Genomic DNA, 14,107 nt, shown 5'->3' on the forward strand with positions numbered 1-14,107 from the left:
CATAACTTGAGAATCCCAGTTTTCCTCTAAGAGAAGGTAAAAATTTTACTTGAGGGTTGATGATAATTTTAGTCCGGCGCGAAATGTCTTAGACTTTCTCCATTAAAGCATCAAGATTAACGAACTTGCTTCAAGCTTTCAATCTGATTGGTAAACAGTTCAATAAATAAACTAATCACCTTGCGATTTTCACGCACTTTTACATTGACACTAATTGACATCCCTGATTGTAGGGGGATGTCTCTACCTTGACTGCGTAGGACTTGATCCTCTAAGGCAATTGTGGCAGGGAAGCGATAGAAATTATACACTTCATCGGGAGCTAAAGCATCTGAACCTAATGATTTCACGGTGCCTTTAATGTCGCCAAATTCACTAAAGGGAAAGGTATCAATACGGACATCAGTATTCATTCCGGCTTGTACAAAGCCAATATCTTGATTAGTAATAAAAACTTCTCCAACTAAATTATCTTGAGGCACAATAGAGAGCAAGGTTTGAGTCGGGTTAACCACAAAACTACGATAGGCTTTAAGATCAAAAACCGTCCCGGCCACCGTGGCGCGTAGTTCTTTGTATTCTAGGGCTTGAGCGCTTCTGACCAGTTGGCTTTCTAGTTCCTTAATCCGTTTCTCATTATTGACCACCACATTTAAAACCGCTTGGGTTAATTGACTATCAATTTCTGCGATTCGTTGGTTATTTCTAGCCATAGCTTCTTGAATGTCTTTCTGGGTGATGGCGGCGGTATTTGTAAACTGTTGCCCCCCTTGTTCAATGGCTAATTGAAGACGGCGATTTTCTTCCGTTAAACGGCTAATGTCGGCGCGGTTTGTCTCAATGCGTTGCAGTTGTTCCCGTTGTTCAATGCGGCTGTCATTTTGGATTCTTAAGACCTCAGAACGACGATCATTGACGGTCTGGCGTTGTTGTTCAATTTGGAAACGGGCGATCGCACCTTCTTGACCGAGTGGGGCCATTTCAGCGAGTAATCGCTCCTCTAAGGCTAAACTTTCTTGAGCTTGTTGTAGGGAACTTTGAGCGCGTTGGCGAATATCTTGTAAGAGATTTTGCTGAGTGATTAAATTGTTGCGCGCATCGGCAATTTGTACTTGATTTTGCTGTAATTGTCGTTGAATTTGCTGAACTTCTAAACGAGCGGCATTTTCACGGGAACGGGCTTCAATTTGGGAGACTTGCAGGCGATCGCGCTCTTGGGGAGAAAGTTGGCTCACATTGCCCGTCAGTTGGGCTTGATAGTAGCGATTTTCGGCTAGTAATTCGTCCCGATTGCGCGTCAGCCCTACCATAGCGGGCGGTAAATCCAAAGCCGCGATCGCCTTTAACAAATCCTCCCGACTCCCCGACTCAATCAACTGCCGATAGAGTTGGTTTTCCTTCTCCAGTGCTTCCTTAATCGCTTTGGTCGCCTCCAAATCTGCCCGAGACGTATTCGACTCAAAACGCATCAACAAATCCCCCGGCCGCACAAAATCCCCCTCTCGGACATAAACCGTTTCCACCACCCCATCTAAGGGGGCTTGCACTTCCTTCACCGTGTCCTGTGGCTTCAACTGTCCCGTCGCCTGAACCACTTGTTCAATTTCCGCTAAACAAGCCCATCCCACCCCAAAGGACACCACACTAATAATCGTCCAAACAATCGCCCGCGACCAGGTGCGAGGTTGTCGGAGAATCACCGCCTGATCAAAACGACGGTCTAGCCCAGATGCCTTTTTATCCCGACTCACCGGAGCCAACGCAGAACCATTTTTCGGTTGCGTTTGCACAGCACTACTCCTGCTGTTCTTGGTTGAGACGGCCTGCATCGGGTAGCGAATCCGTTGCCCGTTCCGATTGCCATTATTCCCATTCATGGTGTCCGCATCCTTCGCTCAATTCCAAAATTCACCCCAACCCCTTACCCCTTTTCAGTTGTCCTTACCTTGCTTCGATGGGTTGGGTGGCCTGCCCCAAATCTTAACACGGAACTCTGGAAGTGATCTTTACTTCCCCCTAGTCTCGGGGGAATTTACGAATTTCCGCGACTTCCCCCTCCAGAAAAAAGTTAAGCTCTGTAGCAAAGCTAACCAGACTTTCAAAAAATTAACTTAAGATTAAGGAAAGAGAGGAAAAATCAGATTCAGAAATAAGGGGAGGGCAAAATGTTAGTAATTTTGACCGATGACCAGATACTTTCCCCCCAAAACATCTGTAGTGGATGTTTACTCGCCAATCGTCAAGGTTTACCGCGTTGGCGGAACGGGAAATTAGGCTGTTGTGCCGCCACCTATCCTACACCCAGCACCCGAGCCAGTATTGCTCCCTGCTCTCAAACCAGTTGTTTAGAGTCCTACGTCTGCCAGATGGGCTTTCGAGTCGCTAACATTGATTAGAAGCCCCCGTGCTTCTGGTTAATCTGTCCTCGGAGAACACAAAATCATGACCTGGCGGAGTTCCACCACCTTACAGCAAAGAGTTTTAGCCTGTTTACCCTATCTAATCCCCATGTTGCAAGTCTTACAACTGGGGGGATTAGTCTTTTCCCTTGTCCCTCCCTTAACGTTAGTTTTTTTCCCCTTATTCTTAATCGCCCCCATTTATTTCTTCAGTTTAGGGGGTTTTGCCATCGGTCCTCTGATTGTCTTTTTTGCCCTGTTTCTGCTCGTCGTCCAAAACTACAAAGTCGCCCACTTTATCCGGTTTAATACCCTACAGGCGATTATGATTTCCCTAGCGGCGTTCCTTTTACAAATTGTCTTAGAGTTTTTCGGCATGACCCAACAAGCCCTTTCTCCTTTAGGTGGTAGTAACTCCCTGTTTATGCAGATATTAGTCACCTTAATCTATCTCGCCGCCACCGGATCCTCAATCTATGCCATTGTCCAGTGTTTACGGGGACGTTATGCCGAAATCCCCGCCATTTCTGAAGCGGTATATAACCAAGTTCGGTGATTAATGATCAATTCCCCACGGATCGGGGAACAGTGATCTGTCCCATTGCTCATCCCATGTGGTAAAATCAGAGATTGCTGTGTTTAAGAGAGCAAGAAGATCACAATGAGCTTGACCCAAGCGTTAAAGCAGGAAATCATCTCCGAGTACCAAGTCCACGAGACAGACACCGGATCCTCAGATGTGCAGGTTGCCATGTTGACCAAACGGATCAACCAACTGACGGAACACCTGAAAATCAACAAAAAAGACCATTCCTCCCGTCGGGGATTATTGAAACTGATCGGTCGCCGTAAACGCCTCTTAGCTTACATCCAAAAGCAAGACTATGAGCATTATCAGACGCTGATCGGTCGCTTAGGCATTCGTCGGTAAACCGCACAAAACATTATCTTATGCCTGCTGAATCTGAACGCAACCCGCTTCCCTTTGAACCACGTTCTAAGGGGAAGAAACCTAAAAAAAATCCGGCTGCGTCCTCCAGTCGGGCTCCTTCCCAACCTGCGTTAAACAATTCCTCCCCTCCTCCCCGGAAAAACTCACGGGAGGAGGCGGATTTATCGGCCATTCCTGAACAAGTGAGTCGCAGGATGATCCGCAGGATGGCTTTATTTTCGGGCAGTCCCACGATATTAGCCCTATCGAGCTTATTTATTTTTTATTGGATTAAAACCCAAACGGATCTACAAGTCCCGAATCCCCTGATTCTCTTGGTGAGTTTCGGGTTATTTGGTTTAGGGGTGCTGGGATTAAGTTATGGGATTTTTTCCGCGTCTTGGGATGAAGAACAAGCGGGGACTTTAATTGGATTTCGAGAATTTCGCGTGAATTTAGGGCGCACGATTCGGGCGTGGCGTAGTTCTCGCCAAGCGCTTAAAAAAACAGAAAGCGATTAAGAATTTAGGGAATGTTCCCCCTAAAATGTCTGATATCGGGCATCTGGGGCGGAACAATGCCCTCCGGTTTTGAAAGTTTGTCATCTAAATATAAGGAATAGAACATGATTGTTGTAATGAAAGTGGGCTCCCCCGAAGAGGAGATTACTCGTTTAACGGAAGAGTTCACGACTTGGGGACTTAGCCCTGAGAAAATTGTGGGGCAACATAAGGTTGTCATCGGTTTGGTGGGAGAAACGGCGGATTTAGATGAGCAGAATATTCAAGAAATTAGCCCTTGGATTGAAACGGTTTTACGGGTAGAACGGCCTTATAAGCGGGCGAGTCGTGAGTTCCGTCATGGGGAGTCCAGTCAGGTGGTGATTCCTACGCCCAACGGGGATGTGATCATTGGTGAACAGTTCCCGATTTCTATTGTGGCGGGGCCTTGTTCGGTGGAAAACGAGGAAATGATTGTGGAAACCGCTCGTCGTGTGGGGGCGGCTGGGGCGAAATTCTTACGGGGTGGGGCTTATAAGCCTCGGACTTCTCCCTATGCGTTCCAAGGTCACGGGGAAAGCGCGCTGGAGTTGTTGGCGGCAGCGCGGGAAGCGTCGGGCTTGGGGATTATTACGGAAGTGATGGATACAGCCGATCTGGAGAAGGTGGCGGATGTGGCGGATGTGGTGCAAATTGGGGCGCGCAATATGCAGAACTTCTCGCTGTTGAAAAAGGTGGGGGCGCAGGATAAGCCTGTTTTACTGAAACGGGGGATGTCTGCAACGATTGATGAATGGTTGATGGCGGCGGAGTATATTTTAGCGGCCGGGAATCCCAATGTGATTTTATGTGAGCGGGGTGTTCGCACATTTGACCGTTCCTATGCTCGGAATACGTTGGATTTAGCGGTGATTCCGGTGTTGCGGACTTTAACCCATTTGCCGATTATGATTGACCCGAGTCACGGCACGGGGCGCTGGGAATATGTTCCGGCTATGGCGAAGGCGGCGATCGCAGCCGGAACGGATTCGTTGATGATTGAAGTTCACCCCAATCCGGCTAAGGCTTTATCGGATGGGCCTCAATCTCTCACCCCGGATCGCTTTGATGCCTTGGTGAAGGAGTTGGCGGTGATTGGCCGGGCGGTTGAACGCTGGCCTGAACCTCAAGTGGCTTTGGTTTAGGTGGTGTATCCCCCCTAGCCCCCCTTTGGAAGGGGGGAATAATAGCCCCCCTAGCCCCCCTGCTCCCCTGCTCCCCTGTTCCCTGTTCCCTGTTCCCTATTCCCATGGAAATTGCTCGAAAAACACGCCAAGCGGCTCAAAATTTAGCGGTTTTGTCTAGTGAGGAGAAAAATCAGGCTCTGGAGTCTATCGCCCAAGCGTTGGACGGGGCGACTCCCGAGATTGTAGCGGCGAATGAGGAGGATTGCCGGGTCGCTGAAGCGGAGGGGATTTCCTCGGCTTTGTTTGCCCGGTTGAAGTTGGGGGAGAGTAAGTTACAAAGTGCGATCGCCGGGGTGCGAGATGTGATCAAGTTACCGGATCCGGTGGGGACGGTACAGATTCATCGGGAGCTAGACGACGGGTTAATTCTGCGGCGGGTTACTTGCCCGTTAGGGGTGTTAGGGATCATTTTTGAGGCCAGACCCGAAGCCCTCATTCAAATCACTAGCTTGGCGATAAAATCGGGCAATGGAGTGATTTTGAAGGGGGGGAAGGAAGCGATTCGCTCTTGTCAGATTTTGGTGGAAGTGATTCACCGGGCTTTAGCGGGAACGGCGGTGAGTCCCGACGCGGTGCAGTTGCTCACGACGCGGGAGGAAATTCGCACGCTGTTGGGGTGGGATGACTATGTGGATTTGATTATTCCCCGAGGGTCTAATGCGTTTGTGCGCTATGTTCAGGACAATACCCGGATTCCGGTATTAGGCCACGCGGATGGGATTTGTCATCTGTATGTTGACGAAGCGGTGGATTTTGCCCAAGGGGTGAGTTTAGCGGTGGATGGGAAAACTCAATATCCGGCCGCTTGTAATGCCATTGAAACTTTGTTGGTACATCAGGGAGTTGCAGCCCAATTTTTACCCCTAGTTGCTCAAGCGCTACAGGAGAAGGGGGTTAAATTGTTGGGGGATGGGAAGACTCAAGCGATTATCCCTGTGGAAGCGGCTACGGAGGAGGATTGGCGAACGGAGTATAGTGATTTGATTTTGTCGGTTAAGGTGGTGGAATCGGTAGAGGAAGCGATTGGGCATATTAACACTTACGGATCTAAACATACGGATGCGATCGCCACCACTAACCCAGAAACGGCGCAACTCTTCTTAAATCTTGTCGATGCGGCCGGAGTCTATCATAACTGTTCTACCCGTTTCGCGGATGGTTTCCGCTACGGATTCGGGGCAGAAGTGGGCATCAGCACCCAACAAATGCCCCCCCGTGGCCCTGTGGGATTAGAGGGATTAGTGACTTATAAATATAAGTTGATTGGGCAAGGTCATATTGCCGCAACTTATTCAGGGAAAGAGGCTAAACCTTTTACCCATCGGGATATTGCAGAATAATCAGAAATTTATTTAGGGCTTGCTGTTCGCGAAGCGTTGCGTAGCAATATAACTCTACTCGTGGGGCTAGGGAACAGGGAACGGGGAACAGGGAACAGGGGAAATTCAGGTTTTTGCCCTCAAGTCTATTTAATTTGGTATAAACGGCTAAAAGTCCTAGTAACACTGCTTAGAGGGATATTCAGCAGACCCTATTTAATTTCAACGCCTAATGTTTCAATACCTAATAGGCATTATACAGCATTTCAAGTTTCTATTCTTTTGTGTTTTATCCTAATTTTTCTGTTTCAATACCTAATAGGCATTATACAGCATTTCAAGACAAATAGTTAAGTAAGCGGATCTGAAGATCAGAAGTTTCAATACCTAATAGGCATTATACAGCATTTCAAGATTAGAGATTGTCCGTCCCAATGCTCAACAAAAATCTAGTTTCAATACCTAATAGGCATTATACAGCATTTCAAGGTTTAGCACCGTGTTGGTCGTCGGGTCTTATTCCGTTTCAATACCTAATAGGCATTATACAGCATTTCAAGAGCATCAAAGCCGCTTATGAAAGCGAGAAATGGGTTTCAATACCTAATAGGCATTATACAGCATTTCAAGTCGGATAAGTAGGGCAGGGAATTGGGCTGAGTTTCAATACCTAATAGGCATTATACAGCATTTCAAGTTTAGATGAAGGTTTCCAGAACTTAGAAGCGGTTTCAAAGTTTCAATACCTAATAGGCATTATACAGCATTTCAAGGGGGCGGCCCGGCAGGACGACAGATTCCGGGGTCTTGTTTCAATACCTAATAGGCATTATACAGCATTTCAAGCCTTGCTGCCCCTGCGTTTCGGTCTTCGGGTGTGTTTCAATACCTAATAGGCATTATACAGCATTTCAAGAAGTAGTAGCAGGTAGAGCGTTAGCATTAACGCTTTTTAAGGGGTTTCAATACCTAATAGGCATTATACAGCATTTCAAGTGGTCTTGACGCTAGCACCGCTCATCGTACAATGGCGTTTCAATACCTAATAGGCATTATACAGCATTTCAAGTCGTTTTTCCGTGAGGTTTGAGGATGTTTTTGAGGTTTCAATACCTAATAGGCATTATACAGCATTTCAAGGGAAGCCAAATGTACGAACGCGTCGTTAGGAGAAGTTTCAATACCTAATAGGCATTATACAGCATTTCAAGGTCGAGGAAAGCAAAATAGACCCACCAGTACCAGGTTTCAATACCTAATAGGCATTATACAGCATTTCAAGGAGTTAGAAGAGGAGATAAATCAGTGGTTTGCCAGTAGTTTCAATACCTAATAGGCATTATACAGCATTTCAAGGAGGATGGGCGGGCAGACTGCGCCCCCTTGAGCGCGTTTCAATACCTAATAGGCATTATACAGCATTTCAAGCATAGTTCCTCCTATTTCCCCTATCATACCATCTCTCTTGTTTCAATACCTAATAGGCATTATACAGCATTTCAAGCTTCATCGGTACGATCAAGGCTGGGGGCGTTGGCATCACTTTGTTTCAATACCTAATAGGCATTATACAGCATTTCAAGATTTGGGCATAGTGTCAGCAGTGTGCTATGATAGGTTTCAATACCTAATAGGCATTATACAGCATTTCAAGATTTCCTGCATTTTGACTATGGATTCTACGCCTTTGTTTCAATACCTAATAGGCATTATACAGCATTTCAAGGTGGAAAGTTTCGGTGATATCTTCAACCATCTGCCGTTTCAATACCTAATAGGCATTATACAGCATTTCAAGTCTGCGATCTACGGTCTGCCCGGTAAGGGTAAATGTTTCAATACCTAATAGGCATTATACAGCATTTCAAGCATCTTATGTGGGCTGTGACGTTGTTACGGATGTTTCAATACCTAATAGGCATTATACAGCATTTCAAGGAGCGAACGGGTGTACCCTCGGTGAATGAGTTCCTGTTTCAATACCTAATAGGCATTATACAGCATTTCAAGAGGGAGATTTGCTGCTTGGGCGATCGCCATCAAGTTTCAATACCTAATAGGCATTATACAGCATTTCAAGATGATTTAGCAGGATCTATTAAAGATTATTTAGCGAGTTTCAATACCTAATAGGCATTATACAGCATTTCAAGAGCGGCGGTCTGAAAGCGTTACCTCACCTTGTTTTCCCGCTTCACTTGCGCGACACCCACAAGAAAACTATAACACAGCCTCCGGGAAAAGACAAGAAACGGCTGAAACCCTTGCCCTGTAAGGTGCGCGACACCCTCCAAACCTCGACAGCCCCCAAAACCAGAGCCACCTTGGGGTTCAGCCCGCCTCAGCGTTCCTCGAAAAAAAACACCTACCCCGTCGCGCAAAAAACCCCCAGAGAAACCATTCCTGCTCACCCAATCACGCCCCCTGGACATGAATCACCACTTGGCGCTGATGGGGGCGTTGGCGATGTTCCCACAAATAAACCCCCTGCCACGTTCCCAAAACTAAACGCCCGTGAGCGACGGGAATCTGTTCCGAGGTGCGAGTGAGAGCAGAACGAATATGAGCGGGCATATCATCGGGGCCTTCTGCGTCGTGAATGTAGCTTTTGCCATCTTCGGGGACTAATTTGGCGAAAAAGTGGCTTAAGTCCCGCAAAACGTCAGGATCCGCGTTTTCCTGAATCACTAGACTGGCTGAAGTGTGACGAACAAACAAGGTACAAAGTCCCGTCTCAATCCCCGATTGAGCCACTACCGACTGCACTTGAGCGGTGATATCGTGGAAACTCTTCCCTTGGGTATGCACTTTAAGAATTTGTTGGCTGAGAGTAGACATAATCACTAGGGAGTAGGCAAATCAAACAAGACTTCAGTCATATAGGTTTGGGCCCAAGCGTTCCCAAAGGCCTTTTCTAACACTCGTCGGGTTTTATCGTTTAAACGCTGTTGAGTGCAATAGTGATTTTGCCCTTGCCAGTTCAGTTGACGGGCTTGGGGGCTGAGGGGTTCCGCTTGGATGGCTTGGCGGCAGTGGAGGCTGAGGAAGTCCTGCACAGACTGGATAAATTGCTGTTGTTCCTTTTCGTCGGTTGGACGTACAAACAGACAAAAGTCTGAGAATATCTCACCCCAAGGGGGGAGTTCCCGAGGTTGGCTAAATTGGGGAGAGGGTAGGGCTTCTAGACCTTTTTGGTAGGAGTCGGGGAGTTGACGATGGGGGAGGGTGGGGGAGAGGTCAACAATGGCGGCGCTGATTTGCCCTCGTCCGCCTACAATATCACTGCCAAACATGGGTAAGCTGAAATCTAGGCGGGGGAACATGACACAGTGGAGGATGTCTAGATTGTTGCCCACTTTAGCTAGTTCTAGGTGGAGTTTGCGGAATTGGGGGGTTTGGTGACATCGGTTTTCAATGCGTAACCGTTCCCCTTCGAGTTTCCCCTCTACATAGCCTAATCCTTCTGGCAGTTGATAGGGCGACAGTTGAAGCTCTGTTTCCCAAGTGGTGAGGATGACATCAGCCAGTTGACGGATGAGGGGGTGGAGATCATCACGGAGGCTGGAGGGGGGGACGGTGGAAGATGTCATAATGTGGTGGAGAGTGTGAATAGGGGGCAGGTCTATAGTGGGTCTAGATCAACGATATACTGAGATCGCCCCCTTGTCATGTTGATTTGTTTCGGGAGGAGCGAGAATGTTTGGTTTAGGTTGGCCGGAAGTGGTGGTGATTGCGATCGCGGGATTGTTGATTTTTGGACCCAAAAAAATCCCCGAAATGGGGGCAGCCCTCGGAAAAACCCTCCGGGGATTCCGAGAAGAACTCAACAATCCCCCCAAAGAAGAGGACGAGGAACTCTAGGGTTAATAGGGTGAGCTTCTCTGTCCCTTGGATTACAAGTCACAAAGGTATCGGGATAGCAGAAAAAAGGAGTGAGAGACGTTGAGCGTACTTCGACCCGCGATAAATTCAGCCCATCGGGTACATTTTCCGACGCTTTGCCTTCAGATTCTTGGGGGGCTAGGATTGGCTGGAGTCGGTTTAGGGGGGTATCTGATGGTGAGAATTGCGATCGCCACCTATCAAGCCCCCCAACCTCAAGCCATCCTCACCCTCGGGGGAGACTTTGACCGAGAATTCTTTACCGCCCACTTTGCCCTCTCCCGTCCCGACTTAGACATCTGGATATCCTCGGGCGGCCTCCCCCAAGACCTCTCCCAGCAATACTTTCACGACCTCGGCATCCCCGAATCCCGCCTACACTACGACCAACGGGCGGTAGATACCGTAACCAATTTCACCTCCCTTGTTCACGACCTCAAACAACAGGACATTCAACATCTTTATCTCATCACCTCCGACTTTCACATGAGACGAGCAAAACTCATTGCAGCCCTCGTCCTCGGCAGTCACGGAGTCATTATCACCCCCGTCTCCGTCCCCACCCGCACCCCCCCAGAATCCCCCGTCCACATCCTACGGGATGGCCTGCGGGGAGTCCTTTGGATACTCACCGGACGCACCGGGGCCAATCTCAACCGCACACTCTTGTTCACCTCACCCGGGGACTTGGAACAAAGGGAAAGGAGGGTTTAGGCCGTTCCCTATCCCCTCCTTTGCTAACAAATCTAAGACTAACCTAGAACCTTAGACCTTTTTCAACCAGCTAAACATAGCGCGTAAATCCTTACCCACTTCCTCAATGGGGTGTTCCGCTTCTTGACGACGCATTGCGGTAAAGCCCGGTTTACCTGCTTGATTTTCCAAGACAAAATCCCGAGCAAATTGACCCGACTGAATTTCCTGTAAAATCTTGCGCATTTCCGCCCGAGTTGCATCGGTGACAATACGGGGGCCGCGAGTATAGTCGCCATATTCAGCCGTATTAGAAATGCTATCCCGCATCGTCGCTAAACCGCCTTCAACGATTAAATCCACAATCAGTTTCACTTCATGGAGACACTCAAAATAAGCTAACTCCGGTTGATAACCTGCCGCGACTAGCGTTTCAAAACCCGCCTTAATCAGGGCAGAAAGCCCCCCACAGAGAACCACTTGCTCCCCAAATAAATCCGTTTCCGTTTCTTCCCGGAAAGAAGTCTCTAAAATCCCGGCACGAGTCCCACCGATACCTTTAGCATAGGCCATGGCGCGATCGCGAGCCTGTCCCGTCGCATCCTGATAAACCGCAAACAAACAAGGCACCCCCTCCCCTTGTTCATAAGTGCGTCGGACTAAATGTCCTGGTCCCTTGGGGGCAATCATTACCACATCCACCTCAGCCGGAGGAACCACTTGCCCAAAATGAATATTAAACCCGTGGGCAAACGCTAAAGCCTTCCCAGCCGTCAAATGAGGTTTAATTTCTTCAGTGTAAACCGTCTTCTGCACCTCATCCGGCAACAGAATCATAATTAAGTCCGCTTCCTTCGCCGCATCCGCCACAGACAAAACCTTTAAGCCCGCATCCTGGGCTTTTTGAGTAGACTTACTCCCCGGATACAGTCCCACGACGACATTTACACCACTATCCTTTAAATTTAAAGCATGGGCATGACCTTGAGAGCCATAACCAATAATGGCAACCGTTTTACCATTCAAGAGGTCTAACTTAGCATCTTCATCATAGTACATTCGCGCCATAAAAACGTATCTCCTTTCCTATAACCACGAGGGGCGTGCAAACATAACATTGTATCACAGTTAGCAGTTCAAAACGCTGCGGTGTACTAATTAGCATTTTGTGGGACGCTATATCTGGGACTTGACAAAATGCACACAACTTTAACTTGTTCAGGCGATTATGAATTACCCCCCACTTGCTCTAACTTCTTCTCATAAATTCGATAGCGCTTACAAATCTTAGCCCCAGCCGCCTCAATTAAACGGCGAGAGGGAAAATTATCCTCCCAAACATAAGACAACTCAGCCCGTTGATAGCCTTTTCGACTCCCTTTTCCCTTTTGTATAACCCAATGAATTAACCCCAACGACACCATCTTCCGACGATATTCCGGCAAAGAACAAATCACCAAAATACGCACCTGATTAATTTGCCGACGATACCATAAAAACTTAAGAATCCCGCAAATATTTAACTTGCCATTGACCCGTTTAAAGGCAATATTTAAATCCGGTAATGCCATCAAAAACCCGATCATTTTTCCATTATCCTCCGCAATCGGAAAAATATCCGGATCGACCACTTCTTTTAAATCCTGTGCCTCCGCTAAAAACTCCTCCTCACTTCTGGCGCTAGAACTCCAATTCCGCTCAAAAGCTGTTGTAAAAAGTTGATATAAATTGCGACAATCCTCCTCAAACCCCTCCCCTTTTGTCCGCATCGGGCGAAACGTAATCCCCGATTGACAAGCAATCCGATAGCCTTTTTCAAACTTAGGATCTAGTGCCATCTCTCGGGTGAAATTATAAGCATAGGCATCCTTCGCCTTCTGCCATCCCAGCTGATCCATAAACTGGGGATAATAGGGCGGATTATAAGGCATCATCACCATAGGAGGACTATCAAACCCTTCCGTTAACATCAAACAATTATTATGGGTTGATAAATCAATCGGCCCTCGCGCTACCGTCATCCCCTGTTCTTTTAACCACTGACAAGCCGCTTCTAATAAAGCCTCTGCTACGGCTAAATCCTCGATGACCTCAAAAAAGCCAAACAACCCTACAGACTGACCTTCTCGCTCAATTAAACTCTGATTCACGGCGGCTACAATACGCCCTACAACCTGTTCATTTTGCCAAGCTAAAAAGCCTTGAAATTTGCCATATTTACAAAAAGGATTGTCAGGACTTAGAGATTTTTTTACACTACTTTGTAACGGTTGTACCCAGTTCGGATCGTTTTTATAAATATGTCTTGGGAGTTGAATAAACTGTTCAAGTTCTGCTTCCGTTGAGATTGGTTTAATCTCCATTTCTTCTCCTGTTTTGGATAAATGAATACGTTCTGCTGGGGGGGATTCACGAATTCCCTCGACGATATGGGGTAATTTTCCAAAAATCTTAGAACATAAATTAGGATGGCTATAGACAAAAAGCAATTCGATCCATCCCCTTAACTTAGATGATAAACTAGAAATATCCCCTCCCTCTCAAATTTTTCTAGGGTGATGGGGAAACTGCTATCAGCCGACTGTCTCGAATCCCTCCCTTAACTGTTAAGCCATGATGGCCTTAAGCGAAACCCGTAAACTAACAATAGAAGAGTACCTCGCTTTTGAGGAAAACAGCCCCATTAAACATGAGTATCGGGATAGAGAGGTCTATGCAATGGCTGGGACAACAGATCGCCATAACACGATTGCGCTCAATCTAGCAACTCTTATCCGTAACCATTTGAGAGGAACAGATTGCCGGGTTTATTTCGCGGATATTAAAGCGAAAATTGAGGCAAAACATTGTTTTTATTATCCCGATTTATTCGTAACTTGTGATGAACGAGATCGGGAGACGGCAACCTATAAATCGTTTCCGAAGCTGATTATTGAGGTTTTATCTGAGAGTACGGAAGGATTCGACCGAGGGGATAAGTTTAATGATTATCAAACTTTAGCGAGTCTGGAGGAATATGTGGGGCTTGCTGAATAAGTCCGAGAGTTGGGGAATCGGGAGTCGGGAGTCGGGAGTCGGGAGTCGGGAATAGGCAATCGTGCCAGTTTTAGATGATCTGTTCCCTGTTAAGAGTTCCCTGTTCCCTTGTTGAGCCTAG

13 protein-coding genes, 1 pseudogene and 1 CRISPR repeat array are annotated in these 14,107 nt (G+C 47.3%); of the genes and pseudogenes, 9 read left to right on the plus strand and 5 right to left on the minus strand.

The features are described 5' to 3' along the window. Positions 1-116 precede the first annotated feature (116 nt). Positions 117-1,877, minus strand: coding sequence for a beta-barrel domain-containing protein (locus tag SPI9445_RS0105850; RefSeq protein ID WP_017303801.1), 1,761 nt, complete (start codon positions 1,875-1,877; stop codon positions 117-119). A gap of 288 nt (positions 1,878-2,165) precedes the next feature. On the opposite strand from SPI9445_RS0105850, the gene SPI9445_RS0105855 reads away from it, so the two are divergent. The 6 genes from SPI9445_RS0105855 to proA all read left to right on the plus strand — a co-directional run bounded on the left by SPI9445_RS0105855 (position 2,166) and on the right by proA (position 6,396). Further along, a complete protein-coding gene (locus tag SPI9445_RS0105855; protein WP_017303802.1) occupies positions 2,166-2,396 on the plus strand; it encodes a hypothetical protein in 231 nt (76 codons plus the stop codon). 46 nt (positions 2,397-2,442) lie between these two features. Further along, positions 2,443-2,955 (plus strand): Tic20 family protein, encoded by a 513-nt coding sequence (locus SPI9445_RS0105860; RefSeq protein WP_017303803.1) that lies wholly within the window; start codon positions 2,443-2,445, stop codon positions 2,953-2,955. Between the two features lie 105 nt (positions 2,956-3,060). Further along, positions 3,061-3,330, plus strand: a complete 270-nt coding sequence (gene rpsO, locus SPI9445_RS0105865) for a 30S ribosomal protein S15 (RefSeq protein WP_017303804.1) — start codon at positions 3,061-3,063, stop codon at positions 3,328-3,330. A 20-nt stretch (positions 3,331-3,350) separates the two neighbouring features. Then, positions 3,351-3,851 (plus strand): PAM68 family protein, encoded by a 501-nt coding sequence (locus tag SPI9445_RS0105870; protein WP_017303805.1) that lies wholly within the window; start codon positions 3,351-3,353, stop codon positions 3,849-3,851. A 104-nt stretch (positions 3,852-3,955) separates the two neighbouring features. Beyond that, positions 3,956-5,014, plus strand: a complete 1,059-nt coding sequence (gene aroF / locus SPI9445_RS0105875; protein WP_017303806.1) for a 3-deoxy-7-phosphoheptulonate synthase — start codon at positions 3,956-3,958, stop codon at positions 5,012-5,014. Positions 5,015-5,118: 104 nt separating this feature from the next. Continuing rightward, entirely contained in the window at positions 5,119-6,396 is a 1,278-nt protein-coding gene (proA, locus tag SPI9445_RS0105880) for a glutamate-5-semialdehyde dehydrogenase (RefSeq protein ID WP_017303807.1), read from the plus strand. A 213-nt stretch (positions 6,397-6,609) separates the two neighbouring features. Further along, a CRISPR array of direct repeats spans positions 6,610-8,528; the repeat unit is 37 nt; unit sequence GTTTCAATACCTAATAGGCATTATACAGCATTTCAAG. Between the two features lie 262 nt (positions 8,529-8,790). Here the strand turns inward: proA and SPI9445_RS0105885 are convergent. Both SPI9445_RS0105885 and SPI9445_RS0105890 read right to left on the minus strand, forming a co-directional pair. Beyond that, a complete protein-coding gene (locus tag SPI9445_RS0105885) occupies positions 8,791-9,213 on the minus strand; it encodes a secondary thiamine-phosphate synthase enzyme YjbQ (RefSeq protein ID WP_017303808.1) in 423 nt (140 codons plus the stop codon). A 5-nt stretch (positions 9,214-9,218) separates the two neighbouring features. Further along, positions 9,219-9,965, minus strand: coding sequence for a phycocyanobilin:ferredoxin oxidoreductase (locus SPI9445_RS0105890; RefSeq protein ID WP_017303809.1), 747 nt, complete (start codon positions 9,963-9,965; stop codon positions 9,219-9,221). Positions 9,966-10,071: 106 nt separating this feature from the next. On the opposite strand from SPI9445_RS0105890, the gene SPI9445_RS0105895 reads away from it, so the two are divergent. Both SPI9445_RS0105895 and SPI9445_RS24520 read left to right on the plus strand, forming a co-directional pair. Continuing rightward, a complete protein-coding gene (locus SPI9445_RS0105895) occupies positions 10,072-10,236 on the plus strand; it encodes a Sec-independent protein translocase subunit TatA/TatB (RefSeq protein ID WP_017303810.1) in 165 nt (54 codons plus the stop codon). Positions 10,237-10,431: 195 nt separating this feature from the next. After that, positions 10,432-10,971 carry a YdcF family protein gene (locus tag SPI9445_RS24520; RefSeq protein ID WP_100227129.1) on the plus strand — a complete coding sequence of 180 codons (540 nt, stop codon included), beginning with the start codon at positions 10,432-10,434 and terminating at the stop codon, positions 10,969-10,971. A 51-nt stretch (positions 10,972-11,022) separates the two neighbouring features. Here SPI9445_RS24520 and ilvC read toward each other — a convergent pair whose 3' ends face one another. Both ilvC and SPI9445_RS0105910 read right to left on the minus strand, forming a co-directional pair. Beyond that, entirely contained in the window at positions 11,023-12,018 is a 996-nt protein-coding gene (gene ilvC / locus SPI9445_RS0105905) for a ketol-acid reductoisomerase (RefSeq protein WP_026079560.1), read from the minus strand. Between the two features lie 158 nt (positions 12,019-12,176). Next, the gene (locus tag SPI9445_RS0105910) at positions 12,177-13,313 is read right to left on the minus strand and encodes a GNAT family N-acetyltransferase (RefSeq protein ID WP_033374252.1); all 1,137 of its coding nucleotides are present in this window, start codon (positions 13,311-13,313) and stop codon (positions 12,177-12,179) included. Positions 13,314-13,563: 250 nt separating this feature from the next. Between SPI9445_RS0105910 and SPI9445_RS24525 the strand changes: the two are divergent. Continuing rightward, positions 13,564-13,971 (plus strand): annotated as a pseudogene (locus SPI9445_RS24525) (Uma2 family endonuclease); the annotation flags it as partial. Positions 13,972-14,107 lie beyond the last annotated feature (136 nt).

Source organism: Spirulina subsalsa PCC 9445, from assembly GCF_000314005.1.
GTDB lineage: Bacteria > Cyanobacteriota > Cyanobacteriia > Cyanobacteriales > Spirulinaceae > Spirulina_A > Spirulina_A subsalsa.